Here is a 26,735-nt window from a genome sequence, read left to right on the forward strand (position 1 = left end):
TCTAGGTTTCTGGTCGTGAGCAGTCCGACTCGGAGTTCTGTCGACATCGTCGTGGTGGGCGCAGGGTTCGCCGGCCTGTACGCCCTGCACAAGTTCCGACGGCAGGGCTGGTCGGTGCGGGTCTTCGAAGCCGCCCCCGAGGTCGGTGGAACCTGGTACTTCAACCGGTATCCGGGCGCGCGGTGCGATGTCGAGAGCCTGGACTACTGCTACTCGTTCTCCGACGAACTCCAGCAGGAGTGGACGTGGACGGAGAAATACGCGACCCAAGCCGAGATCCTCGAGTACATCAAGTGGGTCGCCGACAAGCTCGACCTGCGATCCGGGATCACGTTCAACACCCGGGTCGTCTCGACCGTGCTCGACGAGCAGACGCTGCGGTGGACGGTCACCACCGATGGCGGAGAGGTGGTCGACGCGCGCTTCGTGGTGATGGCCACTGGCCCGCTGTCCTCACCGCTGACACCGGACATCGCCGGCCTGGACACCTTCGGTGGCTCGGTCTATCACACCGCAGACTGGCCGCACGACGGCGTGGACTTCACCGGTCAGAAGGTCGGGGTGATCGGAACCGGCTCGTCGGGCATCCAGTCGATCCCGATCATCGCCGAACAGGCCGAACACCTCGTGGTGTTCCAGCGGACACCGAATTACAGTGTGCCCGCGGGCAACCGGCCACTGTCCGCCGAGGAGGTCGCGCACGCCAAGGCTACCTATGACGAGCGGCGGCGGATGTCGTGGCGCAGTGGTGGCGGGTCGCCGCACGTGGCCCACCCGAAGTTGACCATGGAGGTCAGTCCCGAGGAACGACGCGAAGCGTTCGAGAAGCGTTGGCAACTGGGCGGTGTGCTGTTCTCCAAGACCTTCTCCGACCAGATGATCAACCTCGATGCCAACGAGGAAGCGCGAAAGTTCTACGAGGAGAAGATCCGCGCGGTGATCGACGATCCCGAGACCGCCGAACTGCTGATTCCGGACGACCATCCGATCGGCACCAAGCGGATCTGTACCGACACCGACTACTTCCAGACCTTCAACCGGCCGAACGTCACCCTGGTCAGCGTCCGCAAGACGCCCATCGAATCGGTCGACGCCACCGGCATCAACACCACCGCAGCGCATTTCGACCTGGATGCGATCGTGCTGGCGACGGGTTTCGACGCGCTGACCGGCACCCTGGCCAAGATCGACATCGTCGGTCGGGGCGGTCAGAAACTGGTGGACAGCTGGTCGGCGGGGCCGCGCACCTATCTCGGACTCGGCGTCGACGGCTTCCCGAACCTGTTCCTGGTGTCGGGTCCCGGCGCGCCCGCGGTCCTGGCCAACATGGTGTTGCATGCCGAAGCGCACGTGAACTGGATCGCGGATGCGATCAGCTACCTCGATGAGCACGACCACACCGCCATCGAAGCCACCACCGATGCGGTCGACAACTGGATCGCCGAATGCAACCGCCGCGCCGAGGCCACCTTGTTCCCGCGCGCCAATTCCTGGTACATGGGCGCCAACGTGCCCGGCAAGCCGCGCGTGTTCATGTTGTTCATCGGTGGTTTCGGGGTCTACCTCGACATCTGCGCCGAGGTCGCCAACGCGGGTTACAAGGGGTTCAACCTCATCTAGCCGCGCGTGAGGAAGCCCAGCACGGTCTGCTCGAACGCTGCTTTCGCCTCGATCATCACCCAGTGTCCGCAATTCGGGAACACGTGGAACTCGGCGTTCGGGATCGTGCGCATCGGTACCAGTGCCATGTCCAAGGGACTCACCCGATCGTCGCGTCCCCAGGTGAGCAGTGTGGGAGCGCTGACCTTGTGCATCAAGACCCACGGCATCGGCACATCGGCTGTACGCATCATCTGCATCATCGCCGCGAAAGCGGCCTTGCCATACATCCGTCGGGCCGCGGCAAGGGTCTCTGGGTCGGTGGCCAGCGTCCAGCGTTCCTCGATCAGCTCCTCGGTGACCAACGCCGGGTCGTAGACCATCGAGCGCAGCCAGTCGATCAGCCGCTGCCGGGTGGGTTCTTCGGTGAACTCCTGCAGCAGGCGAATACCCTCGCTGGGGCCCGGGCTGAAGATGTTGGTGCCGATACCGCCGATGGTGACCAACTTGCCGATCCGGTCGGGGTGATGGATGGCGAAGTTGATGCCGACCCCGCCGCCCATCGAGTTGCCGATGATGTCGACGCGCTCCAGGCCGAGCGCGTCGACGAACGTGATCGCCGCGCCTTGGGCGTCGATCATCGGGTGGCCCCCGAAGTCGTCGCTGACCCCGAACCCCGGGAATTCCAGGACCAGGCACCGGAAGTGGCGCGCGAACACGTCGAGATTGCCGCGGTAGTTGCGCCACCCGGTGACACCCGGACCGGAACCGTGCAGCAACAGCAGCGGCGGCCCGTCACCGGCCTCGTGGTAACGCAGCACGCCGGACGGCGTGCTGACCTCGCGCAGACTTTCCCGGTAGTCGACGGTCATGAGTCGATTCCACACCATCCCCACGCCTGCGGCCAATCTCCGTTCCGGTCAGCGGGCGCCGTGCTTGTGCGAGCCGTCGGTGGCACCCAAGGTCGGTCCATGCAGCAGGTGGTGGCGCCGGATCAGACGCTGTTACGCCGGGTCGCGCTGTCGAGCCTGCTCGGTACGGCCATCGAGTACTACGACTTCCTGGTCTACGGGACCATGAGCGCGTTGGTGTTCGGGATCGTCTTCTTCCCCGACTCCGATCCGGCGGTGGCCACCATCGCCGCGTTCGGCACCCTCGCCGCGGGTTACGTTGCGCGGCCGGTCGGGGGAATCCTGTTCGGGCACTTCGGAGATCGGCTCGGACGGAAGTCGATGCTGGTCCTCACGATGTTGCTGATGGGCATCGCCAGCTTTCTGATCGGACTGCTGCCGACCTACGCCGCGATCGGTGTCGCCGCCCCGGTCCTGCTGGTGACACTACGAATCATCCAAGGGATTGCGATCGGTGGGGAGTGGGGCGGTGCGACCATGATGGTCACCGAGCACGCCGAAGCACACCGCCGCGGCTTCTGGAACGGCGTGATGCAGATGGGTTCGCCGATCGGCTCGCTGCTGTCGGTCGCCGTCGTCACCGCGATCACTCTGCTGCCCGACGACGACTTCCTGTCCTGGGGATGGCGGCTGCCGTTCTTGATCAGCGTGCTGCTGCTGGCCATCGGCATCTATGTACGGCTGTCGATCACCGAGAGTCCGGTGTTCGAGGCGGCGCGCCACCGGCCGGCACGGTCGTCGATGCCGTTCGTCGAGGTTCTCAAACGGCCCCGCACCCTGGTGCTGGCCACCGCCGTGGGTATCGGCCCGTTCGCGCTGACCGCGCTGATCAGCACCTACATGATCAGCTACGCCACCGCGATCGGCTATCACCGCACCGACGTGATGACCGCGCTGATTTTCACCTCGGTGACCGGGCTGATCGCGATCCCGGCGTTCTCGGCGCTGTCCGACCGGGTCGGGCGACGATCGGTCATGGTCGCCGGAGCGCTCGGCATCATCGGCTACGCGTGGCCGTTCTACGCACTCGTGGACACGCGGTCCCAGGCCTGTCTGACCATCGCGATGGTGCTCGCCCAACTGGTCCAATCGATGATGTACGCCCCTCTCGGAGCGCTGTTCTCGGAAATGTTCGGCACCACGGTGCGCTACACGGGCGCGTCGATGGGCTACCAGTTCGCGGCGCTGCTCGGTGCGGGATTCACCCCGCTGATCGCGAGCAGCCTGCACGCCGACGGGGTCTCGCGGTTGCCGTTGGTTGTGCTGGCCGCCGGCTGCGGTCTGATCACCGTGCTCGCTGTGTGGCGGCTCCACGAAACCCGGGGTGCGGATCTGACGACGGTTTGAGCCATCGCACACCGTGACGAAATCCGTGACGGAAATCCCGGTGCGCAGTGCCCTCCGGAGGAGGACAATCGTGGCATCGAGGAGGCACGCCATGATACGAACGAAGATGGCGGCCGTTGCGGCCGCGATACTCATGGTCGGCGGGGGACTGGCGTTGGCGGCGCCGGCGTCCGCGCAGTGCGTCGGACCGAACGCGGTGGTCTTCGGCCACGGCGGCGGCCGCTGCGATCACCCGCCCGGACCGGACGGCAGTTTCGTCCGCTGCGACACGGTGTACGTGTTCGGCATCGGCGGCACCAACTGCTACCAGGTGCCGCCCGGCACACCGTAATCCGGACAACCCGTGGCCGGGCCGGGGTAGTCTCGCGACATGGAAATACTACGGTCTGTAGTTGTTTTGCTGCACCTCGTCGGTTTCGCCGTGCTGTTCGGGGCATGGGCCACCGAGGCCGTCGCCCGCCGATTCCAGAACACCCGCGTGATGGACTACGGCCTGCTGCTGTCGCTGCTCACCGGATTGGCCCTCGCGGCGCCGTGGCCGGCCGACGTCACGTTGAACTACCCGAAGATCGGCATCAAGCTGGTCATCCTGATCGTCATCGGCGGGCTGCTCGGCATGGGGTCCGCGCGCCAGAAGCGCACCGGGGAACCCGTGCCGCGACCGATGTTCGTCGCCGTCGGGGTGCTCACCTTCACCGCAGCGGCGCTGGCCGTGGTGTGGTGAGCGCGGCTCAGTTCCCGTCCAGTCCCATCAGCGCCGTGACGCCGTGGTCGCGGCCGGCGGTGTAGCCGCCGTCCACCGCGATCGCCTGACCGCTGACGAACGCGGCGTCGGACGAGACCAGGAACGCCGCCACCGCGGCCACCTCCTCGGGACGCCCGAACCGACGCAACTTGTGCTCCCGACGTAGTTCGTCGCGGACGTCGCCCATCCCCTCGATGCCCAGGGTCGTTTCGAACAGCGGCGTCTCGATGAACCCGGGACAGATCGCATTGACCCGTATCCCACTGGGCCCGTAGTCGATCGCGGCGTTCTTGCTGAGCAGAACCACCCCGCCCTTCGATGCGTTGTAGGCGCTGCCGCCCGCGGTGCCTTCCAGCCCCTCGATGCTGGACAGCGTGACGATCGAGCCGCGCTCACCGTCGACGCGATCCTGACCCAGCATCTGGTTCAGCGCGGCGCGCACCACCACGAAGGTCGCGGTCAGGTTCACCTCGAGGACGCGGCGCCACTCCTCGTCGGGCAGCAGGTGCACCGGTCCTCCGCCGGCGACCCCGGCGGCGTGCACCACCCCGTCGAGCCGGCCGGCCCCGTCGACGACGGCAGCCACGGCACTGCCGACCTCGCCGGCGTCGCACACATCGCCGACAGTGCAGGAGAAACCGGAGGTATCCGATGCGGCGACGTCGATCCCGACCACGTGCGCACCCTCGGCGACCAACCGTTGAGCTGACGCCCGGCCGATGCCCGATGCGGCGCCCGTCACCAGAACACCCTTGCCCGCAAGCCCATTCACCGGCCCAGTATGGCCCGGCCGGCGGCGACCACACCTACGATCGCAGGAATGACCCGCGCGCAGAGGCAGTTCCGGACCGAAGGCCACGGCGGGGTCGGCATCGTCGCCGACACCGTGGGCGACCCCGACGCCGCGGCCGTGGTCTTCCTGCACGGTGGCGGGCAGACCAGACGGTCCTGGGCGAAAGCCGCGACCGCGGTGGCACGACGCGGATGGCAGGCCGTCACCGTCGACCTGCGAGGACACGGTGAATCGGACTGGTCCCCGGACGGCGACTACCGCGTCACGAGTTTCGCCGCCGACATCGGGGAGGTCCTGCGCACGCTACCGCCCCGGCCGGTCCTGGTCGGTGCCTCGCTGGGCGGCATCACCTCGATGCTGCTGGCCGGTGAGCTGCGCCGCGGCGTGGCCTCCGCGGTGGTCCTGGTCGACATCGTGCCCGACATGAATCCGGCCGGGGCCGACCGCATCCACGCGTTCATGGCCGACCGGATGGCCGAGGGCTTCGGCTCGCTCGACGAGGTCGCCGACATGATTGCCGAATTCAACCCGCACAGGCCTCGGCCCAGCGACCTCGACGGTCTGCGAAACAACCTGCGCCGCAGGGGTGACCGGTGGTACTGGCACTGGGACCCACAGTTCCTCGACGGTACCGCCACACATGCGCCGCTCGAGGTGACCGATGTCGAGCGTCTTCATCGCGCGATCGAGGCCATCCTCGCCGACGGCGTGCCCATGCTGCTGGTGCGCGGACAGGTCAGCGACCTGGTCAGCCGCGACCGCGCCGCAGCGTTCCTGCAGCGGTTTCCGCAGGTCGAATTCGCCGATGTGGAAGGCGCCGGCCACATGGTGGCCGGCGACCGCAACGACCTGTTCGCCGACGCGGTGCTGGGATTCCTCGCCAGACACCACCCCGGGAATTCCTGACCATCCATCCGCCCCGCTCTGTATGGTGTGGCCCATGCCACAGGTCAGCGGCGCGCTGCACGAGTCCGACCTCGCACGCCTGACGGGCCTGCCTTTCCCCGACGCCGACGACGCCACCCTGCGCCGCGCCGTCGACGAGGCCAGCGTGCCGGCCCTGCTGATGTCGATGGTCCACATGACCGGAGACATGAGCCTGCTCGACGAACTTCCCCGACCGGTCATGCTCATCGCGATGGACCTGCAGGGCGCGATGAGCGAACCCGACAAGGCCGCGGTGCGCGACCGCGCTTTCGAGATCGCCCTGGACTACCGTGACCGCGGTTGTCCACCACCGTTTCTGCCCGACGAGACGCAGTTGCGCGCCATGCTCGACGTGGTCACCGCCGGTGCGGTCACCGACGAATTCGTCGACTACATCGCCGCCGATCTCCGGTTCACCGACACCGACCACACGGGTCCGGTGCTCAGATCGACCTCCGAGCAACGAGCCAACTTCCCGGTGCTCGTCATCGGCTGCGGTGAGGCAGGACTGCTCGCCGGGATCAAACTCAAGGCGGCCGGCATCCCGTTCCAGATCATCGAGAAACAACCGAGCGTCGGCGGAACCTGGCTGGCCAACCGCTATCCCGGCTGCCGCGTCGACATCGCCAGCCAGTACTACACCTACTCCTTCGAGCCGACCGACCACTGGGAGCACCATTACGCCACCCAGCCGGAGATCCTGCGCTACCTCAACGACGTGATGGACCGCCATGACATCGCGTCCCACGTTCGCTTCTCCACCGAGGTGCTGGCCGCGCACTGGGACAACAGGACTGCGACGTGGCGGATCCAGATCCGCTCGGCCGACGGCGCCACCGAAACCCTCACCGCGCGCGGGCTGATCTGTGCCGTCGGCCAGTTCAGTAATCCCGTCATTCCCGACATCCCGGGTGCCGACACGTTCGCCGGTCCGGCGTTCCACACCGCCGATTGGGACGATACCGTCGATCTGACCGGCAAGCGGGTCGCCGTGATCGGCGCGGGCGCCAGTGGATTCCAGCTCGTTCCGGCGATCGCCGGCCGCGCAGCCCACGTCGACGTCTATCAACGTACGCCGCAGTGGATGGCGCCCAACGTGCACTACCACGAAGCGGTGGGCGAGGGCGCCCGGTGGGCCACCCGGCATCTGCCGTACTACGCCCGATGGTTGCGGTTCGTGTCGTGGTGGCCGATCGCCGACGCGCTCGACGAGCAGATCACCATCGACCCGTCGTGGGACAACGGTGGCCTGTCGGTCAGCGCGGGTAACCAGATGATCCGCGATGTCTTCGAGGCGTGGATGCGGGGGTTCACCGACGACGAAGAGCTACTCGCGAAGGTCACCCCGAAGTACCCCCCGATGGGCAAGCGCACGCTGCAGGACGACGGCACCTGGCTGAAAACCCTGCAGCGCGACGACGTCGAGCTGATCACCGACGGCGTCGCCGAGATCACGGCCTCCGGAGTGACCGACGGCCGGGGTGTGCACCGGAGCGCCGATGTGTTGGTGTGGGCCACCGGATTCGACGTCAACCACCAGCTCGGCCCGATCGATATCCGCGGCGCCGACGGGGCCGGTCTCAACGACGTCTGGAAGGACTCGGCGTTCGCGTACCTCGGCGTCACCGTCGCCGGTTTCCCAAACTTCTACTGCATGTTCGGCCCCGGCACCAACGCGGTCAACGGCGCCAGCATCATCTACAACTCCGAGTGCCAGATGCGTTACATCCTCGGGTGTATCGACATGCTGCTCACCCACGGCGCCGACGCCGCGATGCCGCGGGGCCAGGTGTGCGCCGACTACCACCGGCGCAGTCAGGAGCGCTTGCAGACCATGGTGTACGCCCACCCGGCGGTCACCAGCAGCTATTACAAGAACTCCGCCGGCGAACTGCCCACGCTGTTCGCGTGGCGCATCGTCGACTATTGGAAGTGGACCCACAATCCCGACCCTGCTGACTACGAGCTGACTACCGAAGGCGCACAGGGGGTTTCATGACAGGCCGGTTGTCGGGGAAGGTGGCCCTGGTCAGCGGGGCGGCCCGCGGAATGGGTGCCTCGCATGCGCGGGCCCTCGCCGGTCACGGTGCCCGGGTCGTGTGCGGGGACATCCTCGACGCCGAAGGGCAGCGGATCGTCGACGAACTCGGGGAGTCCGCGCGCTACGTCCACCTCGACGTCACCCGCACCGAGGACTGGGCCGCGGCGGTCGACGTCGCGGTCACCGAATTCGGCGGTCTCGACATCCTGGTCAACAACGCCGGCATTCTCAGCATCGGCACGGTCGAGGACTACGAGCTCAGTGAATGGCACCGCATCCTCGACATCAACCTGACCGGCGTGTTCCTCGGGATCCGCGCGGTCACACCGGTCATGAAGACCGGCGGCGGCGGGTCCATCATCAACATCTCGTCGATCGAGGGCATGGCCGGCACCATTGCTTGCCACGGATACACCGCCACCAAGTGGGCGGTGCGCGGCCTGACCAAATCGACGGCACTGGAGTTGGGGCCCTTCGGGATTCGGGTCAACTCCATCCATCCGGGACTGATCAAGACCCCGATGGCCGACTGGGTGCCCGAGGACATCTTCAACACCGCACTGGGCCGCATCGGCCGGCCCGAGGACGTCAGCAACCTGGTGGTGTATCTGGCCGGTGACGAGTCCGCCTACTCGACCGGGTCGGAGTTCGTCGTCGACGGTGGCACTCTCGCGCATTTGGCCCACAAGGACTTCTCGGCCGTCGACGTGGACCGGCAACCCGACTGGATCACCTGAGCTCGCCGCGCATGCGGTCCATCGTGCGGCCGAGTTCGGCGCGTGAGCTGATGCCCAGCTTGCGGTAGACCTTCGTCAGATGGTGCTCCACGGTCTTGGTGGTGATGAACATCGCTGCGGCGATGTCCTTGTTGGTGGACCCCGCGGCGGCCAGCTCGGCCACCCGTTGCTCGGTTTCGGACAGCACTGCGTCGGACATCGGCGTCGCCGAGCGCGACAGCTCGGCCTGCGCGCGCTGCGCCCACAGTGGGGTACCCAACTGCTCGAAGGTCCGCAGCGCTTCGGTCAACGTCGTTGCCGCAGCGCTCTTCCGGCGTAACCTGCGCTGCACCTGGCCCAGTACCAGTTGGGTGCGGGCCCTTTCGAACGGCATCGGTAGCGACTCGTGCTCGGCCAGCGCCCGCCGCAGCGACTGCTCGGCGGCGCCGACCTCGCCGCGGGCGGCCAACACCAACGCCCGGCAGCGGGCACCGACCGCCGTCATCCACGTCCGTCCGTGGCGTTCACCATTGGCTTCCAGTGCTGCGGTCAGGAGTTCGGCGTCCTCGATCCGGCCGACACCGACCATCGCCTCGATGACATCGGGCAGGTGCCACGACAGCATCAATTCGGTGACCGCGAGGTCCGGGGGGTCGAGGAACGACGGGTCCAGCGCGTCGAGGGCCGCACGATGATCGCCGAGCGACTCCTCCAGAAAACACAGGGTCATCCCCGGCCAGTCGCCCAGGGTCGTACCCCGCCGGCTCGCGGCCGCCAGGACCCAGCGCGCATCCGCACGGGCCTGCTCCACCCGTCCGGCGAAGGCCGCCACCGCGGCGCGCACCGTCATCGGCAGGATCAGCACCTCGTCGCCACCCAATTGTTCGGCACGCTCAACCGCTTCGGCGGCCTCCGCCTCGGCGTGCGCGACCTCGCCGCGCCAGATGTGGTTGATGGCAAGGAATCCGGCGATGGTCATCATGTCGCTCTCGGCGCCCCGCTCCTGGGCGACCTTGCGCAGCGCAACGAGCTGGCGGTGCGCCTCGTCCAGCCGGCCGGTACCGGAGAGGGCCAGCGCATTGACCAGCGGCGCGCGGAAGATGATGGGCAGGTCCATGGCGCTGTCGTAGAGTGCGAGCGCACGGTCCAGCGCCGCCTCGTCCAATCCGTGGCCGCACTGGAAGTTCAGCTGCACCGACCACGACAACGCGGCGCTCGTGATCCCCGGCACCCCCAGTTCCTCGGCGAGTTTGACTCCGTCGCGGATGTGTCGGCGCGCCTCGTCGGATTCGCCGATGCTGTTGAGCGCGAACGACAGTCGCAGCAGCACCTGAATGAGTACCGGGTGGTTGCCGGCAGCGTCGTCGAGCGCGCCGCGCAGCACCTGCACCGCCTCGCGGTGCCTGTTGTCGTACATGTTCACCGTGGCCAGCAGCACCGAGCCCAGCGCCCGCAGGATCGGCGGCTGGTAGTCCTCGACTGCTCCCAACACCTCCCGGGCCCGCGCGGTGTCACCGGCGAGGAAGTGGTTCTCGGCGGATCTCAACCTGCGGACGACGGTGTCACCGCCGAGATTGATCGCCAGATCGAGCAGTTCGGCAGCCGCAGCCGGTGCGCCGCGGGCGCGGGCGGAGTCCCCGGCCTGATCCAGCGCGGTGAAAATCTCGTCGTCGCCCTGGGTCGATGCCAGTGCCAGGTGCCGAGCCCGCAGTTCGGGATGGGGTTCCAGGGCGGCCAGCACCTGGTGGGTGGCGCGCCGCGCGCGTGCCGCCGCGTCACGGTAGATCACCCCGCCGAGAAGCGGGTGGGTGAACCGGATCCGGTTGCCGTCCAGGCTGATGACATCGTGCGCCTCTGCCTGCTCCAGCAGTTCGGCGACCCGCTGCGGCGTCTTCTCGGCAGCGCGCGCGAGCAACTCGACGGTCGCAGCCGGGGCGCACGAGGCAACCAGCAACAGCGTCCGTACGTCGTCGTCGAGGGCTTCGAGGCGGCTGCGGACCATTTCGGCCAGTGTCTCGGGCAGCGGTTGGTCCGGCAGCGTCGTACGGTCACCCATCGTACGGGCCAGCTCGAGAGCGAAAAACGGGTTGCCGCCCGATATCTCGGCGATCCTCAGGATGGCAGGCCGGGGCAGGCTACGGCCCAACCGTGCCGAGATCATCGCGTGCAGTGCGCGCGGGGTCATCGGCTGGACCGCGTATCGGTCCACACCGTCGGGACGGCCCAGCTGCAGCCACTGCCAGACGCTGCCGTTTCCGGGGGTGGCGCGTTCGGTGACCAAGATGCCCGACGGGCCGCGCAGGCGTCGCGCCGAGAACTCGACGACGCCGCGACTGGAGGAGTCCAGCCATTGGGCGTCGTCCACGGCCAGGAGCACCGGAGCGTCTGTGCTGCAGCGTTGGACCAATGTCAGGAACGCCGCCGCGACCACCCGGTGATCGGTCGGCGGGCCGTCCGCGCCGGCGCGCAGCAGCACGCGGTCCAGCGCCAGCCGCTGCAGACCGGGCAGCGCGGCAAGGTGATCGCTGTCCACGTCGGCGACCAGATCGGCCAACGCCGAGAACGCCATCACCGACTCGGCATGCCCCACCCGTGCGGTCAACGTCCGATAGCCCCGCGCCCGGGCCTGTTCGAGCAGGCTCGTCCACAGCGTGGACTTCCCGATGCCCGACGGCCCCTCGATGATCAACCCGCTGGGCTGCGTCGCGACCGAATCGAGGAACGCAGCAAGCGACGCATCGGCGTCTGCGCGGTTGCCGGCAGGAGACACGGCACTCATCATCGCAGCGTGCCGCGACGGGTGCAGGCGAACCGCGTTGTCTGTTACCGCACTGCGACGGGCGTCTCACCGTCGCACCGCGACGACCACCTTCCCCAGCGCGCTCCGCTCCTCCAGCGAAGCGATCGCCTCGGCCGCACGCTCGAGCGGATACACCACCGGTCGGGGCGGGGCGACCTGCCCGCTCGCCAGCAGCGGTGCGAGCTCGTCCCACTGTCGGCGCAGGTAACCCGGATGGGTCATGGTCCACGCGCCCCACCCCACGCCGACGGCATCGACGTTGTTGAGCAGCAGACGGTTGACCTTGATGCTCGGGATGTCCCCGGCGGTGAACCCGACCACCAGCAGCCGCCCGCCCGGCGCCAGGCAGCGCAGCGAGTCGGTGACCCGGTCGCCTCCCACCGGATCCACGACGATATCGACGCCGCGACCCGCGGTGAGTTCCTTTACGGCGTCCTTGAATCCGTCAGCGGCGACCACGTCGGTCGCGCCCGCCGCGCGCGCCACCTCGGCCTTGGCGTCGCTGCTGACCACCGCGATCACGCGGCCCGCGCCCAGGGCCGGCGCCAACCGCAGCGTCGACGTCCCGATTCCGCCGGCAGCCCCGTGCACCAGCAAGGATTCCCCCTCGCTGAGCCGACCGCGGGTCCGCAGCGCGAAATGCATCGTCAGGTCGTTGAACAGCAGCCCGGCGCCGGCTTCGAACGACACCGTGTCGGGCAGCGCGAACACCCGTTCCGGTTGCAGCGCAACCACTTCGGCCATCGCGCCGCACAGCATCGTCAACCCGACCACCCGGTCACCGGGGGCCAAGCCCGATCCCTCGGGGGCGCTGCGCACCACACCGGCGACCTCCGCGCCCGGCGTGTACGGCATCTCGGGCTTGTACTGGTAGAGCCCGCGCGACTGCAGAGCATCGGGGAACGCCACGCCCGCGGCGTGGACGTCGACGAGGACCATACCGTCGTTGGCGGACGGTTCGTCGACCTCGACGAGCTGCGCGGCCTGCGGGCCGTCGAGACTGGCGATCTGGATCGCGCGCATCAAAACCTCCTGGATGTCGTCGCCTCATTCAACCCGACGCCGTCGGGGCCTCCTCCCCGGTCCTCGGCGGTACAGTCGGATACCCGGCAACGGTGCCGAACAGCAGGAGTGACCATGGCAGAGCGGACCAGCATCCGACCCCGACGACGCACGTTCGAGCCCGCGTCGTCGCTACCCGACGGACGGATCATGGAGGTGCGGTCCCGCGACGGGGTACGGCTGCACACCGAGGTGTTCGGCCCCGCCGACGGCTACCCGATCGTGCTGGCCCACGGCATCACCTGCGCGCTGCGGGTCTGGGCGCACCAGATCACCGACCTGTCGCAGCACTACCGCGTCATCGCCTACGACCACCGCGGCCACGGACGCAGCGGGGTGCCGCCGCGCCGCGGCGGGTACACCATCGACCACCTCGCGGCCGACCTCGACGCGGTGCTCGAGGCCACGTTGGCACCCGACGAGCGTGCGGTGATCGCCGGCCATTCCATGGGCGGTATCGCGATCACGACGTGGTCGGCCCGGTTCCCCGACAGTGTGTCGCGGCGCGCCGACGCGGTGGCCCTGATCAACACCACCACCGGCGACCTGTTGCAGAACGTGAAGTTCCTGCCCGTCCCGCCCGGTCTGGCGCCTGCGCGGGTGCGCAGCGCAGCGAGCGTCATCCGTACGTTCGGCGGCGCGCCGCTGGGGCGGGTGGTCCACCCGTCCGGACGTCGGCTGGTCTTGATGATGGCCGTCGGTCGCGGCGCCGACCCCGCCATCGGGCAGTTCGTCTTCGACCTGTTCAGCGCGACCCCGCCGGCCGGGCGCGGGGGATGGGCCACCGCGCTGGTCAACGACCTCGGACCCGAGCATGTGGACCTGACCCACCTGACCGTGCCGACGCTGGTGATCGGCAGCCACGGTGACCGGATCACGCCCATGGTGTCGGCACGCCGGATCGCCACCACGGCCCCGAATCTCGCGAAGTTCGTCGAGCTGCCGGGCGGACACTGCGCGATTCTGGAACGTCCCGCGGAGGTCAACGCCCACCTGCGCTCGCTCGTCGAATCGGTGGCTCAGCCGCGCCGCGCCAGTTCCTGATCGACGTCGGCGGCCGCTCGCCGGCCCGAGCGCACGGCGCCGTCGAGGAAACCGGTCCACACCTCGGCGGTCTCGGTGCCGGCCCAGTGGATGCCGTTGACCGGGGCGCACAACCAGGGTCCGTGCTGCGTCCAGGCGCCCGGCGGCACCGCAGCCGTCGGCCCGCCGGGAGCGAAATCCTCGGTGCCCCAACAGTGGTCGAGGTAGTCGATCGGGCGGAGAGCGGCCTCGCCGTAGAGTTCGGCGAAGCCCGCCAAGGCGACCTCGCGGCGACGGTCGCTCGGCAGCGGGTCGAAAGTCCGGGCATCGGTGAACCCCAGCAACACACCCGGGCCGTCGTCGCCCGGGCTGACGTCGAAGGTGATGAACACCGGCCCCTCGTCCGACAGCGCCTCGCCGGAGAATCCGTCGCGGCGCCAGAACGGGGTGTCGTAGGCGGCATAGGCCTTGCTCAGTCGGCCCTGGGGCCAGTTGCGGACCAACTCGTCGTAGCCGGCGGGCAGCGGCGGATCGAACTCGATGTGCGCGCGGTGCGCAGGCGGGACGGCAACCACCACGGCATCGGCGGGGAAGGTCTCGGTGTCGGTCGCCACCGTCACGCTGTGATCGGTGCCGGTGGTGATCCGCCGCACCGGTGCGCCCAGCCGTACCCGGTCGCCCAGTTGCTCGGCCATCCGCAGCGCGATCTGCTGCGTGCCGGCGGGGAAGCGGTCCTGTTGGGCGCCTCCCTCCACGTCGAGCATGCGGCCCAGCCCACCGGCGGCCTTGACGTAGCGCACGGCGTGCAGCAGCGAGACCTCCTCGGGCTCGGCGCCCCAGGTCACCCGCGACATGATCGCCATCAGGTCACGCGCCGATGCGCCCGCGTACACCGATTTCAGCCAGCGGTCCAGCGAGATGTCGTCGAGCTGTGCGGCGCCCGGTGATGTCCACGGCCGGCTGACCGAGACCTTGCGGCAGATACGTTCGAAGCGCCACTGGATGCGGGACACGTCGAGTAGCTCCAAGACCGACAGCCGCGGCACGGTGCTGCGGTACCGCCGGACCCGGCCGCGCCACCGGATCAGGTTGCGGCCCTGCCCGTACGTCGGCACCCGCTCACAGCCGAGCTCGTCGGCCAGCTCCAGGACCGCGTCCTGGGTCGGGCCGACGAAGGTGGCCCCCAGGTCGACCGGCACGCCCGCCAACTCCACGGTGTACGAGCGGCCACCCACCCGGTCGCGCCCCTCGAGGACCACCACGTCATGCCCCAGCCGGGTCAACTCCCGCGCTGCCGTCAGCCCCGCGAACCCCGCCCCCACGACAACCACGCCGCCCATGACGCCCATCCTCGCGGATTCTGCGTGCTCGCGGGACGCGTAGCGACGTTTTCCAACCCGAGACCGCACTAGTGTGACCCGTTGTGCAGGTGATGACGGCGTTGTTCGGCCCCACGGACGCGATCGAACGGGCGCAGGCGCTGCGCGAGGCCGGCGCCGCGGGCGTGTTCACCTTCGAGGGCCCGCACGACGTGTTCGCGCCGCTGACCCTGGCCGCCACGGTCGGCGGTCTGGACCTGATGACCAACGTGGCAATCGCGTTCCCGCGCAACCCGATTCATCTGGCACATCAGGCCGTCGACCATCAGCTGCTCTCCGGCGGCCGGTTCACGCTGGGGCTGGGCACCCAGATCCGCACCCAGATCGAGAAGCGCTTCGGCGCCGAGTTCGACCGGCCGGTGGCACGGATGGCCGAACTGGTCAGGGCCCTGAAGGCGATCTTCGCCGCGTGGACGACGGGGGAGCGGCTGGACTTTCGCGGCGAGTTCTACACCCACACGCTGATGACCCCCATGTTCGTGCCGCGCGCGGAGTTCACCCCGCCGCCGATCTACGTCGGGGCGCTGGGGCCACGGTTGACCCGCATGACCGCCGAAGTGGCCGACGGACTGCTGGTCATGCCGTTCGGCTCCAAACGCTTCCTGCACGAGGTGACCATGCCGCAGGTCGCGGCGGGCCTCGCGGCGTCCGGGCGCAGCCGGGAGGATCTGGCGGTCGTGCCCGAGATCATCGTGTCGGTCGCCGAGCAGGACCCGACCCACACCGCGGCGCGCCGACTGCTGGCCTTCTACGGGTCCACCCCGGCCTACCGCCCGGTGCTCGACGTGCACGGATGGGGTGAACTCCAACCTGAGCTCAACGCCCTGTCCAAGCAAGGCCGCTGGCAGGAGATGGGTCAGCTGATCACCGACGAGGCGCTGCACACCATCGCTGCGTGCGGCTCCCCGGCCGACATCGCCGCACACATCCGCGACCGGGTCGCCGGGGTTGCCGACACCGTGTGCCTCTACCAGCCAGGACCCATCCCGCTGAACTCATTGAGCGAGATCGTCGACGCGGTGGGGCGCTGACACATATCGTGGTACGTACGCGGACCAAAGGAGGTTGCGGGTGCGCCAGCATCATCATGAATTCAACGAACGCCCGGACGCCGACGTGCTCATCATCGGAGCCGGAATCTCCGGAATCGGGGCCGCTTACCGGATCGCCGAGCGCAATCCGCAGCTGAGCTACAAGATCCTGGAGCGGCGTTCCCGCATCGGCGGCACCTGGGACCTGCACACATACCCCGGGATCCGATCGGACAGCGACATCCTGACGCTGTCCTACCCCTGGGAGCCGTGGGCCCGCCCGGAGAACGTCGCCGACGGACCCGACATCCGGGACTACCTGGAAACCACCGCGCGCAAGCACGACATCTACCGGCACATCCAGTTCGACACCCGGGTGCTGTCCGCGGACTGGGATTCGGGCACCGACACCTGGGTGGTCACGGTCGAACGCGACGGGCAGACGAGCACCATGCGCGGGCGCTTCCTGTTCTTCGCGACCGGCTACTACGACTACGACAACCCGTACCAGCCGGACCTGCCCGGGCTGGATCGGTTCGACGGGCCGGTCATCCATCCGCAGCACTGGCCCGACGATCTCGACTACACCGGGAAGAACGTCCTGGTCATCGGCAGCGGGGCCACGGCCGTGAGCATGATTCCCGCGCTGGCCCGCGACGCCGGGCATGTGACGATGCTGCAGCGGTCGCCGACCTATCTGCTGTCGGGTCAGCGCGTGAACCCGGTGGTGCAGTTCCTGCGCAAGATCCCGCCGCGCAAACTCGGCTACCGGCTGGCCTGGCTGTACAACCTGCTGTTCATCGTCACGGTGTACGCGGTGGCCCGCACGGCACCCAAGTTGAGTCGGCGCATCATCCGCGCGGTGGCGAAACTGTATCTGCCCAAGGGCTATCCGGTCGACGTGCACTTCAACCCCAGCTACGACCCCTGGGATCAACGTCTGTGCCTGATCCTGTCCGGCGACTTCTACCAAGCCATCGGAGAAGGTCGCGCCGAGGTGGTGACCGATCAGGTCGACCACGTCGACAGCAACGGGGTGGTGCTCAAGTCCGGCCGGCGCATCGACGCCGACGTGCTGGTCACCGCCACCGGTCTGCAGCTGCTGGCGCTCGGCGGTGTGCAGTTGAGCATCGACGGTGAGGAGATCAAGCCGCAGGACCGGTTCGTCTACAAGGAGCACCTGCTCGAGGACGTGCCGAACCTGGCGTGGTGCGTGGGATACATCAACGCGTCCTGGACGTTGCGTGCCGACCTGACCGGGCGTGCGGTGGCAAATCTGCTGGCGCACATGGAATCACACGGCTACACCCACGCCTACCCGCATCTGGGCGACGTCGTGATGGCCGAGAAGCCGGCGTGGGACATCAACGCGGGCTACGTCAAGCGCACACCGCACGCCCTGCCCAAGTCCGGTACACACCGGCCGTGGAATGTGCGGCACAACTACCTGCTCGATGCGCTCGACCACCGGTTCGACCGGATCGGCGACGAGATGGTGTTCGGCCGCGCGAAGGTCCGCGAGGCGCGCACCGCCTGAGCTCGCTCCGCTCGCCGAAATTGCATTCCACGCGCGTAAATTCGCGGTTTGACGCGCGTGGAATGCAATTTCGCGGGGGCTAGGGCGCGACGGTGAGCCAGTCGGCGAAGCCCGACGGATCGTGGCGGCCCAGCGCGCCGTGCTCGAACAGGCCCCAGCCCTCGCGCTCCACCCCGTCGGCTTCCCGGCAGACTGCGCGGCCGACGTGGTCGATCACGCCGAACCCGGCCCGGCCCACGATGGCCGGGTCGGTCATGTCGTAGGTGACCCGCTCGGTGAAGTCGTCGCCCTTCCACATGCCGTGCAGCCAGTCGGGGTCCCCGCCGTATCCGCCGCCGACGTGGATCGGCGTGGCCAGCTTGGACTCGACCTCGAAATGCACGGGGCTGCCGTCGAATGCGGTGGCCTCGATGGTCGCGCCCGTCGGGATGCGGGTGCCCGACCGGTAACGCACGGTGACGCGCGGCCAGCCGAGTTGCTCGATCCGGCCGTCCTTCCAGATGCGGGTGCAGTCGTTGAGCGTGCGGAACCCCGACGGGTCCTCCTGCATGATGATCACCAGACCGAAGTCGTCGAACGCCATCGGTACGTACAGCCACCACATGCCCTCGAACGGCGGGTCGTCGGGGCGCCCGGCGGGCTCTGCCTCACCGACCGGCCGGATACCCCACGAGCGGTCCCGGGTGCCGATCCAGCGGTCCGGGTCGACGGGGATCTCCTCGCCGTCGATGTGCAGCATCCCGGTCCACCTCCCGGCCTGGGCGAAGCGTTGCGCATCGAGGGTGACCCGGTTGCCGCGACGCATCACATGCGGTTGCTCCTGCACCGCGTCGAACAACCCCTCCCACGTGAGATCGGCTGCGATGCCTTCGGTTTCCTCGCACACGATGCGCAGCTTGCGCAGGGGTTCGACGACCTCCACCCGGTAGTTCCCGACGTGCTGGTTGAGACGGTCGGAGTCGATGGCGCCGGACAGGTGCACCGCGGTCTGGGTGTGCCCGGTTCCGCCGAACTTGCCGTCGCGGCGGGCCACCAGCAGGAACGCATCCTTGACCCCGAGGTTGGGGTAGTAGCCGATGCCGGTGACGACGAAGATGTCGCCGCTGCGGTCGTGGGCGTTGAAGTAGGAGCGGTCGTAGAAGTTCCGATCCGAGGACCCGGGCCACGCGATCGGTTGCGGCACCTGGTGTATCGGGTATTCGTCCATCGGTCCGAGCATCAGCTCTCCTCTCCGAGCAGTCGACGCAACAACGAGGCGTGGTAGAACAGCGATTCCACGTCGTCGGGCTTCTCGATCTCGCCGAATCGGACCCGGCGTGCCCCCGTACGCATGAACACGCAACACCAGATCACGCCCGAGTAGACGTAGAACCAGTCCAGTCCGGCCACCTCGACGCCGGTGAGGTCGCGATAGGTGGCCAGCACATCGGCTTCCCGCAGGAAACCGGGCATGCCCTCCAGCCCGGCGAGCCTGGTCAGCTCCTGGAACACCATGTGCGCGAAGCACATCCACGCGAGGTCAAGGTGGCGTGGTCCGAGGGTGGCCATCTCCCAGTCCAGGACCGCCGCGGGAGCGAAATCCTGATAGATCACGTTGCCGATCCGCGCGTCGCCCCAGCAGAGCACAGGTTCGGTGGCGGCGACGTCCTCGGGGAAGTGCGCGTCCAGCCACGCCAGCGCGCGCTCCACCAGCGCGGAACGCCCGATGTCGGACACACTGAACTCATACCAGCGCTTCAGCCACGCGAAGTGGCGGTGCAGTGCGGTCGGGCCCGGCGGGTCGTCGTCCTGTAGGAACCCGAACCTCTGCGTCGCCTCGGGGATGCCGTGCAGGCCGGCCAGCACTTCGATGGTGCTGTTCTGGAGTCGGCGTTGCTGCTCGGGCGTCGCGTCGTAGAGCCAGTTGCCGCCGAAGGTATAGGGCATCACGTCGGGTGGGACGACGCCGTCCACCCGGTCCATCAGGAAGAAGGGCCGGCCCAGGACATCGCCGGTCGGTTCCAGCCAACGCACGCGGGGCACCGGCACCTCTGTGAGCTCGGCGATCAGACGCATGACCTCGTGCTGGTGATCGAGGCGGTAGTGTTCGAATACCGGAACGTCGGCCTGGGCCGGCGCCACCCGTGCGACCCACCTCTGCTCGACGGTCTCGCCGGCTTCCCGCCAGCGTCCGGACAGCAGAATCGTCTCGGAGGACATGCCATTGCTGTCGACACCGCTTTCCACCGTGATTTCCGGTGTGGCGTCGGGCAACTCCGTGGACAACCACTGCGACAACTTTGCCGGCACGTCCGACATGTCGCGGCTGGACCGCTGCAGGCGGGCCACGTCCTCGACTGTTGGTTCACTGCTCACGACGAACCCTTCCCGCCACCAATTACGATACGATCGGTAGCGATATGAAATCAGATGAGCCTGTGGCTGACAAGAGTCCCGGCGCCGGACGACCGCGGGACCCGCGCATCGACGCTGCCATACTGCAGGCGACCGCGGAACTCCTTGTCGAAATCGGCTACAACAACCTGACCATGGCCGCTGTCGCCGAGCGTGCTGGGACCACCAAGACCGCGCTGTACCGCCGGTGGTCCAGCAAGGCCGAACTGGTTCACGAGGCCGCGTTCCCCGCGACACCCTCGGCCATCGAGTCGCCGCCCGGAGACTTCGGCGCTGACCTGCGCGCCATGCTCGAGTTGACCCGGTCGATCTTCATCAGCCCGGTGGTGCGCGCCGCGCTGCCGGGGCTGATCGCGGACATGACCGCCGACGCCGACCTGGCCGGCCGGGTCGCTGCTCGCTTCGGCGGGGTGATCGTCGCTCTACAGGAGCGACTGAACGACGCGATCGAACGCGGGCAGGTGCGTACCGGTGTCGCCCCGGAACGACTCGTGGACTTCATCGGCGGCGCCACGCTGCTCGCGGTGCTGCAGTCGCCGGACGATCTGACCGAAAAGGCCTGGGTGGACGACGTCTCCGAGATCCTCATGCACGGCATCGCGGTGCGCTGACACCTAGTCTCGAGAGATCTGACTCCTGTTGCGTTCGCTCACCGCGTCGAACCGGGTGCCCAGCGTTCCGAGGTCGCGGTCCTGGCGCGACGCGATCTGTTGTTCGGCCTCCAGCGCCGGATCGACGACCGCAGACGCGCCGGTGGTGTAGATCCGTTTCAGGTCGCGCATGGTGTCCCGCGGCACCTCGGCGATCTGTGCGGCGAGGTCGATCGCCCGGGGCAGCAGGTGCTCGTGGGGCACCACCTCGGTGACCAACCCGATGCGCTCGGCGCGGGCCGCGTCGACCACCTCGCCGGTCATCGACAACCGCCGTGCCATCGCGGCTCCCACCACCTGCGGCAGTCGGGCCGTCATGCCGCCGGCGGGCAGGATCCCCACCCGCGCATGGGTGTCGGCGAACACCGCCCGCTCGGAGGCGATCAGGAAATCACAGCCCAGAGCAATTTCCATGCCACCGGTGAACGTCGGGCCGTTGACCGCACCCACCACCGGGGTACGCATCCGGGCCACCGCGGCGATGCAGTCGTGCGAACGGAATTCGGCGAAGTACTCCATGCCGTCACGGGCCGCCTCCTTGAGGTCGACGCCCGCGCAGAACGCCGGATCGCTGCCGGTCAGCACGACGGCATGGACCGAGGGGTCGTCGTCGGCGGTGATCAGCGCCTCGTAGAGCGCGCGGATGAGTTCGCGTCCGAGTGCGTTGCGCGCCGAGGGACGGTTGAGCGTGAGCACCCGCACCGCGTCGAGGTCTGCGGTGAGCACCAATGGTTCAGAGGACATGCGATGTTGGTACCACAGGGCTCACAGGAAGCGGTCCGCCGAGTTCGCCAGATCCAGCAGCGGCTGCGGTAGCGCACCCAGCACGAAGGTGACCGCGGCGGTGATCGCGACGACGGAGCTGGTCGCGATGCCCGGTACCACCACCTGCGGGGCGTCGTCGGGTCGTTCGGTGAAGAACATGAGCACGATGACCCGGACGTAGAAATACGCGGCCGCGGCGCTGGCGAGCACACCGATCACCACCAAAGGGATCGCGCCGCCCTCTCCGGCGGCCTTGAACACCGCGAACTTACTGACGAACCCGCTGGTCAACGGGATACCGGCGAACGCCAGCAGGAACAGGGAGAAGACGATGCCGGTGACGGGGTGGCGGCGGCCCAGTCCGGCCCAGCGGGTCAGCGTCGTATCCTCCTCGCCGGATTCGTCGCGCACCAGGCTGACGATCGCGAACGCGCCGACCGTCGAGAAGCCGTAGGCGAACAGATAGAACAGCGTCGAGGACAGCCCCGCCTCGTTGGCTGCGACGACACCGGTCAGGATGAAACCGCTGTGCGCCACCGCCGAATAGCCCAGCATCCGCTTCACGTCGGTCTGTGTGATCGCGGCGACGGTGCCGATCACCATGGTCAGGATCGCGACGGCCCACAGCACCGGTCGCCACGCATCCTGCAGCGCCGGGAACGCGACGTAGAACAAGCGCAGCAGCGCGCCGAACGCCGCGATCTTGGTCGCGGCCGCCATGAACGCGGTGATCGAGGTCGGAGCCCCCTGGTAGACGTCCGGAATCCACGAATGGAACGGAACCGCACCGACTTTGAACAGGACACCGACCAGCACCAGCGCGATACCCACCAGGGCCAGCGACGTCCTGCCCTGTCCCGCGGCGACGGCGTCGGCGATGTCCGGCAGCCTCAGGGTGCCGGCGTAGCCGTAGAGCAGGGCCACACCGTAGAGGAAGAACGCCGACGAGAACGCGCCCAGCAGAAAGTACTTCAGCGCCGCCTCCTGGGAGAGCAGGCGGCGCCGCCGGGCCAGCCCGCACAGCAGGTACAGCGGCAGCGACAGCACTTCCAGGGCGATGAACATCGACAGCAGGTCGTTGGACGCCGGGAAGATCAACATGCCGCCGGTGGCGAACAACGTCAGCGGGAACACCTCGGTCTGCATCACGCCCGCACGCGTGGCCACCTGCTCGGCGACACTGCCCGCCACCGTGGACGCCTGCGGGGTGAAGCCGTCGAGACCCGTTGATTCCCTCGATGTCCCGCCGGTCGTCGCGATCTGACGCTGGCTGATCAGCAGGACGCCGAGCACACCCACGACCAGGATGGTGGCTTGCAGGAACAACGCCGGGGGGTCCACCGCCAGCGCGCCCATCATCGCGTAGGAGCCACCGGAGCCGGATGTGGCTCGGGCGACCAGGATCACGGCTGCCAGCGCGGCCACCAACGAGACCAGCGCGAGTGTGAGTTGGGTGGCATAGCGCAGCCGCCGCGGGACGAACGCCTCGACGAGCACACCGAGCACCGCCGCGCCGAACACGATCAACATCGGCGAGATCAGGCCGTACTCCACATGAGGGGTCGCGAGGGTCATCGCAGCGGTCCTTCCGCGATCGCGGGCGGCGGATCGGATTGGTCGATCGACGTCAAGGTGTGACCCACCGCCGGATCGATGACATCCAACGCAGGTTTGGGATACACCCCGAGCACCACCAGCAGTGCGATCAACGGTGCCACCACGGCCAGTTCGCGCGGTCGCAGATCACGCAATTCGGAATTGCCGTCGGTCACAGGCCCGGTCATCATCCGTTGATAGGTCCACAGGATGTAGATCGCCGACAGCACCAGCGCGGTCGCGGCGAACACCGCGAGCACCGGGTACCGGGTGAACGTGCCGATCAGCACCAGGAATTCGCTGATGAACGGTGCCAGACCCGGCAACGACAGCGTCGCGAGTCCCGCCACCAGGAAGGTGCCCGCCAGCACCGGGGCGACCTTCTGCACACCGCCGTAGGCGCCGATCAGCCGCGAACCACGCTGGGAGACCAGGAATCCGGCGATCAGGAACAGCGCTGCCGTGGAGATGCCGTGGTTGATCATGTACAGCGTCGAGCCGGTCTGACCCTGCGAGGTCATCACGAAGATGCCCAGGATGATGAAGCCGAAGTGCGAGATCGAGGTGTAGGCGATCAGGCGTATCACGTCGGTCTGGCCGATCGCGACCACCGCGCCGTAGACGATGCCGATGACCGCGAGCGTGATGATCAACGGGCGGAAGTACGCCGAGGAGTCCCCGAACAGCGGCAGGCAGTAGCGGATCATGCCGAAGGTGCCGACCTTGTCCATGATGGCCATCATCAGGACCGCGCTGGCCGGGGTCGCCTCCACCGCGGCGTCGGGCAGCCACCGGTGCAGGGGCCACAGCGGCGCCTTGATCGCGAACGCGATCATGAATCCACCGAAGAGCAGATGCATCACCACCGGGTTGAGCACGAACTCGCCGCCGGTGACCGCGGCGACGATGGCCCGGAAGTCGAACGTGCCCGACTCGAACGCGGGGCTGTTGGCGGTCGCCACGTACAGTCCGATGACCGCCGCCAGCATGATCAGTCCGCCGAACAGGTTGTACAGCAGGAACTTCACGGCCGCTGCGCTGCGCTGGGCGCCGCCGAATCCGCCGATCAGGAAATACATCGGGATCAGCATGGCCTCGAAGAACACGTAGAACAGCAGGATGTCCAGGGCGAACAGCGAGATCAGCACCATCGACTCGACGGCCAGCGTGAGCGCGAAGTAGACGTGCACCGACCGGCCGCCCCAACTCACCCGGTCGCGCACGTCGTTCCAGCCGGCCACGATCAGCAGCGGTACGAGCACCGCGGTCAGCACGACCAGTGCCAGCGCGATGCCGTCCACCCCGAGGATGTATCCGGTGCCGAATGACGGTATCCAGCGGTAGTTCTCGACGAACTGGAATTGCACTCCGCCCGGGTCGAACCGTACGGCCACCACCGCGGTCAGCGCCAGCACCACGAGAGACACCGTCAGGGCCACCCACTTGGCCAGCGTGCGGGCGCCCGGGGGCAACAGCATCACCAGCAGCGCACCGACCATCGGTACCGCCCACAGCACCGTCAACCAGGGGACGTTCACCACAGGTTCACCGCCAGGATCATCGCGGTCAGCAGAGCCGCGCCGGCCAGCATCGTCAACGCGTAGGACCGCGCGAAGCCGGTCTGCAGCCCCCGCAGTTTCCGGGACAGGTGCGCGACAGCGTTCGCCACACCGGTGCCGACGCCGTCGACGGCGTCGTCGTCGATCTCGACCAGCCCTCGGGTCAGTGTGGCGCCCGGAGCCATGAACACCGTTTCGTTGAACGTGTCGCCGTACAGGTCACGGCGTGCGGCCACGGTCAACGGCGCACCCGACGGCGCTTCGACGGGGACGGGCCGTGTCCCGTACATCCGGTAGGCGACGGCGATACCGACCGCGACCACCGACAGCACGATCGCCGTCACCACCCACACCGGCAGCACGTGGTGCACCTCGGCGGCGCCGACCACCGGCGCCAGCCAGTGTTCGAGGGTGCCGCCGACGGCCAGCGCGGCACCCGAGCCCACCGAGCCGATGGCCAGCAGGATCATCGGCACCGTCATCACCGCGGGCGCCTCATGCGGATGGGACGAATCCGCCCAACGCTTTTCGCCGAAGAACGTCATCAGCATCACCCGGGTCATGTAGAACGCCGTGATGCCGGCTCCCAGAATGGTCACCGTGCCCAGCACGACGCCCTTGACACCACCGGCGCCCAGGGCGGCTTCGATGATGCTGTCCTTGGAGAAGAAGCCCGCCAGCGGCGGGATCCCGATGATGGCCAGATACCCGAGGCCGAATGTCACGAAGGTGATCGGCAGTGCGCGCCGCAGCCCGCCGTAGCGGCGCATGTTCACCTCGTCGTCCATCGCGTGCATCACCGAACCCGCACCGAGGAACAGACCGGCTTTGAAGAACCCATGGGTGAGCAGGTGCATGATCGCGACCGCATACCCGATCGGGCCCAGACCGGCGGGGAGCACCATGTACCCGATCTGGCTCATCGTCGAGGCGGCCAAGGCTTTCTTGATGTCGTCCTTGGCGCACCCGATCACGGCGCCGAACAGCAGAGTCACCGCGCCGACCACCACCACCGCGGTCTGGGCGTGCGGGGCGAGGTCGAACACCGGTCCCGAGCGCACGATCAGGTAGACGCCGGCGGTGACCATGGTGGCGGCGTGGATCAGCGCCGACACCGGGGTCGGGCCCTCCATCGCGTCGCCGAGCCAGGACTGCAGCGGCACCTGCGCCGACTTGCCGCAGGCCGCCAGCAGCAACATCAGCCCGATCAGCGTGAGCATGTTCTCACCGATCTGCGGTGCGGCGGCGAACACCTCGGTGAACGACACCGCGCCGACCGCGGCGAACATGGCCATCAACGCGACGGCCAGCCCGACGTCGCCGACCCGGTTGACTACGAACGCCTTCTTGGCGGCCGTGGCCGCCGACGGTTTGTGCGCCCAGAAACCGATCAGCAGATACGACGCCAGACCCACGCCCTCCCAGCCCAGATACAGGCCCAGGTAGTTGTCGGCGAGCACCAGGATCAACATGGCCGCGACGAACAGGTTCAGGTACGCGAAGAACTTCCTGCGGTTCGCATCGTGGCTCATGTACCCGATCGAGTAGATGTGGATCAGCGAGCCCACACCGGTGATCAGCAGCAGGAAGCACATGGACAGCTGGTCGAGTTGTAAGCCGAAATCGATGCGCAACTCGCCGACCGGGATCCAGGTGAACAAGGTCTGCCCGACGCTGCGCTCGGCCACCGGGCGTCCCAGCATGTCGACGAACAACACCGCCGCGCACCCGAACGCCGCCAGCACCGCCGCGGTTCCCAGCAGGTGGCCCCACCGGTCGGTACGGCGTCCGCCGAGCAGCAGGATCAACGCGCCGATCAGCGGCAGTGCGATCGGCAACCACACGGGAAGGGTCATTGCG

The 26,735-nt window shown here is 68.0% G+C and carries 22 protein-coding genes; 11 read left to right on the forward strand and 11 right to left on the reverse strand.

The window, feature by feature from the left end:
* The first annotated feature begins 54 nt into the window (after positions 1-54).
* Entirely contained in the window at positions 55-1,620 is a 1,566-nt protein-coding gene (locus tag ACAG25_RS14160) for a flavin-containing monooxygenase (RefSeq protein ID WP_370489236.1), read from the forward strand.
* Here the strand turns inward: ACAG25_RS14160 and ACAG25_RS14165 are convergent.
* Complete coding sequence (locus ACAG25_RS14165) at positions 1,617-2,471, reverse strand: alpha/beta fold hydrolase (protein ID WP_370489097.1); 855 nt, start codon at positions 2,469-2,471, stop codon at positions 1,617-1,619. The two genes, ACAG25_RS14160 and ACAG25_RS14165, sit on opposite strands and share 4 nt — an antisense overlap.
* Positions 2,472-2,570: 99 nt before the next feature.
* Here ACAG25_RS14165 and ACAG25_RS14170 point away from each other — a divergent pair, with 99 nt between their 5' ends.
* From ACAG25_RS14170 to ACAG25_RS14180, 3 genes are all read left to right on the forward strand, one after another.
* Positions 2,571-3,857: an MFS transporter gene (locus ACAG25_RS14170; protein WP_370489098.1), complete on the forward strand. Its 1,287-nt coding sequence runs from the start codon at positions 2,571-2,573 to the stop codon at positions 3,855-3,857.
* A 91-nt stretch (positions 3,858-3,948) separates the two neighbouring features.
* On the forward strand, positions 3,949-4,188 hold the full coding sequence (locus ACAG25_RS14175; protein ID WP_370489099.1) for a hypothetical protein: 240 nt from the start codon (positions 3,949-3,951) through the stop codon (positions 4,186-4,188).
* 39 nt (positions 4,189-4,227) lie between these two features.
* Complete coding sequence (locus ACAG25_RS14180) at positions 4,228-4,581, forward strand: Fe-S protein (protein ID WP_370489100.1); 354 nt, start codon at positions 4,228-4,230, stop codon at positions 4,579-4,581.
* Between the two features lie 7 nt (positions 4,582-4,588).
* On the opposite strand, the gene ACAG25_RS14185 is transcribed toward ACAG25_RS14180, so the two are convergent.
* Positions 4,589-5,374 (reverse strand): SDR family NAD(P)-dependent oxidoreductase, encoded by a 786-nt coding sequence (locus tag ACAG25_RS14185; RefSeq protein ID WP_370489101.1) that lies wholly within the window; start codon positions 5,372-5,374, stop codon positions 4,589-4,591.
* A 48-nt stretch (positions 5,375-5,422) separates the two neighbouring features.
* Between ACAG25_RS14185 and ACAG25_RS14190 the strand changes: the two genes are divergently transcribed.
* The 3 genes from ACAG25_RS14190 to ACAG25_RS14200 are packed head-to-tail and all read left to right on the forward strand — an operon-like array spanning position 5,423 to position 9,100.
* Positions 5,423-6,301, forward strand: coding sequence for an alpha/beta fold hydrolase (locus ACAG25_RS14190; RefSeq protein WP_370489102.1), 879 nt, complete (start codon positions 5,423-5,425; stop codon positions 6,299-6,301).
* A 34-nt stretch (positions 6,302-6,335) separates the two neighbouring features.
* On the forward strand, positions 6,336-8,321 hold the full coding sequence (locus ACAG25_RS14195) for a flavin-containing monooxygenase (RefSeq protein WP_370489103.1): 1,986 nt from the start codon (positions 6,336-6,338) through the stop codon (positions 8,319-8,321).
* Positions 8,318-9,100, forward strand: coding sequence for a glucose 1-dehydrogenase (locus tag ACAG25_RS14200; protein ID WP_370489104.1), 783 nt, complete (start codon positions 8,318-8,320; stop codon positions 9,098-9,100). The genes ACAG25_RS14195 and ACAG25_RS14200 overlap by 4 nt, the downstream gene beginning before the upstream one ends.
* Here the strand turns inward: ACAG25_RS14200 and ACAG25_RS14205 are convergent.
* Together ACAG25_RS14205 and ACAG25_RS14210 are read right to left on the reverse strand one after the other, a co-directional pair.
* Positions 9,093-11,858, reverse strand: a complete 2,766-nt coding sequence (locus ACAG25_RS14205; protein WP_370489105.1) for an AAA family ATPase — start codon at positions 11,856-11,858, stop codon at positions 9,093-9,095. The two genes, ACAG25_RS14200 and ACAG25_RS14205, sit on opposite strands and share 8 nt — an antisense overlap.
* A 66-nt stretch (positions 11,859-11,924) precedes the next feature.
* Positions 11,925-12,902 (reverse strand): NADPH:quinone oxidoreductase family protein, encoded by a 978-nt coding sequence (locus tag ACAG25_RS14210; RefSeq protein WP_370489106.1) that lies wholly within the window; start codon positions 12,900-12,902, stop codon positions 11,925-11,927.
* Between the two features lie 114 nt (positions 12,903-13,016).
* On the opposite strand from ACAG25_RS14210, the gene ACAG25_RS14215 reads away from it, so the two are divergent.
* Positions 13,017-13,985, forward strand: a complete 969-nt coding sequence (locus ACAG25_RS14215) for an alpha/beta fold hydrolase (protein WP_370489107.1) — start codon at positions 13,017-13,019, stop codon at positions 13,983-13,985.
* Here the strand turns inward: ACAG25_RS14215 and ACAG25_RS14220 are convergent.
* A complete protein-coding gene (locus tag ACAG25_RS14220; protein WP_370489108.1) occupies positions 13,961-15,304 on the reverse strand; it encodes a flavin monoamine oxidase family protein in 1,344 nt (447 codons plus the stop codon). The genes ACAG25_RS14215 and ACAG25_RS14220 overlap by 25 nt on opposite strands.
* A 92-nt stretch (positions 15,305-15,396) precedes the next feature.
* Here ACAG25_RS14220 and ACAG25_RS14225 point away from each other — a divergent pair, with 92 nt between their 5' ends.
* Positions 15,397-16,374, forward strand: a complete 978-nt coding sequence (locus tag ACAG25_RS14225; protein ID WP_370489237.1) for a TIGR03617 family F420-dependent LLM class oxidoreductase — start codon at positions 15,397-15,399, stop codon at positions 16,372-16,374.
* A 40-nt stretch (positions 16,375-16,414) separates the two neighbouring features.
* Positions 16,415-17,911 carry a flavin-containing monooxygenase gene (locus ACAG25_RS14230; RefSeq protein WP_370489109.1) on the forward strand — a complete coding sequence of 499 codons (1,497 nt, stop codon included), beginning with the start codon at positions 16,415-16,417 and terminating at the stop codon, positions 17,909-17,911.
* A 79-nt stretch (positions 17,912-17,990) separates the two neighbouring features.
* On the opposite strand, the gene ACAG25_RS14235 is transcribed toward ACAG25_RS14230, so the two are convergent.
* Both ACAG25_RS14235 and ACAG25_RS14240 read right to left on the reverse strand, forming a co-directional pair.
* The gene (locus ACAG25_RS14235; protein WP_370489110.1) at positions 17,991-19,130 is read right to left on the reverse strand and encodes a hypothetical protein; all 1,140 of its coding nucleotides are present in this window, start codon (positions 19,128-19,130) and stop codon (positions 17,991-17,993) included.
* Positions 19,130-20,266, reverse strand: coding sequence for a phosphotransferase family protein (locus tag ACAG25_RS14240; protein WP_370489111.1), 1,137 nt, complete (start codon positions 20,264-20,266; stop codon positions 19,130-19,132). The genes ACAG25_RS14235 and ACAG25_RS14240 overlap by 1 nt, the downstream gene beginning before the upstream one ends.
* A 44-nt stretch (positions 20,267-20,310) precedes the next feature.
* Here ACAG25_RS14240 and ACAG25_RS14245 point away from each other — a divergent pair, with 44 nt between their 5' ends.
* Positions 20,311-20,916 carry a TetR family transcriptional regulator gene (locus ACAG25_RS14245; protein WP_370489112.1) on the forward strand — a complete coding sequence of 202 codons (606 nt, stop codon included), beginning with the start codon at positions 20,311-20,313 and terminating at the stop codon, positions 20,914-20,916.
* Between the two features lie 3 nt (positions 20,917-20,919).
* On the opposite strand, the gene ACAG25_RS14250 is transcribed toward ACAG25_RS14245, so the two are convergent.
* The 4 genes from ACAG25_RS14250 to nuoL are packed head-to-tail and all read right to left on the reverse strand — an operon-like array spanning position 20,920 to position 26,731.
* Positions 20,920-21,699 (reverse strand): enoyl-CoA hydratase, encoded by a 780-nt coding sequence (locus ACAG25_RS14250; protein ID WP_370489113.1) that lies wholly within the window; start codon positions 21,697-21,699, stop codon positions 20,920-20,922.
* Positions 21,700-21,720: 21 nt separating this feature from the next.
* Complete coding sequence (gene nuoN, locus ACAG25_RS14255) at positions 21,721-23,295, reverse strand: NADH-quinone oxidoreductase subunit NuoN (protein ID WP_370489114.1); 1,575 nt, start codon at positions 23,293-23,295, stop codon at positions 21,721-21,723.
* Positions 23,292-24,857, reverse strand: a complete 1,566-nt coding sequence (locus ACAG25_RS14260; RefSeq protein WP_370489115.1) for an NADH-quinone oxidoreductase subunit M — start codon at positions 24,855-24,857, stop codon at positions 23,292-23,294. Before ACAG25_RS14260 ends, nuoN begins: the two co-directional genes overlap by 4 nt.
* On the reverse strand, positions 24,851-26,731 hold the full coding sequence (nuoL, locus tag ACAG25_RS14265) for an NADH-quinone oxidoreductase subunit L (RefSeq protein ID WP_370489116.1): 1,881 nt from the start codon (positions 26,729-26,731) through the stop codon (positions 24,851-24,853). The genes ACAG25_RS14260 and nuoL overlap by 7 nt, the downstream gene beginning before the upstream one ends.
* Between the last annotated feature and the right edge of the window lie 4 nt (positions 26,732-26,735).

The organism is Mycobacterium sp. pV006 (assembly GCF_041287115.1).
GTDB lineage: Bacteria > Actinomycetota > Actinomycetes > Mycobacteriales > Mycobacteriaceae > Mycobacterium.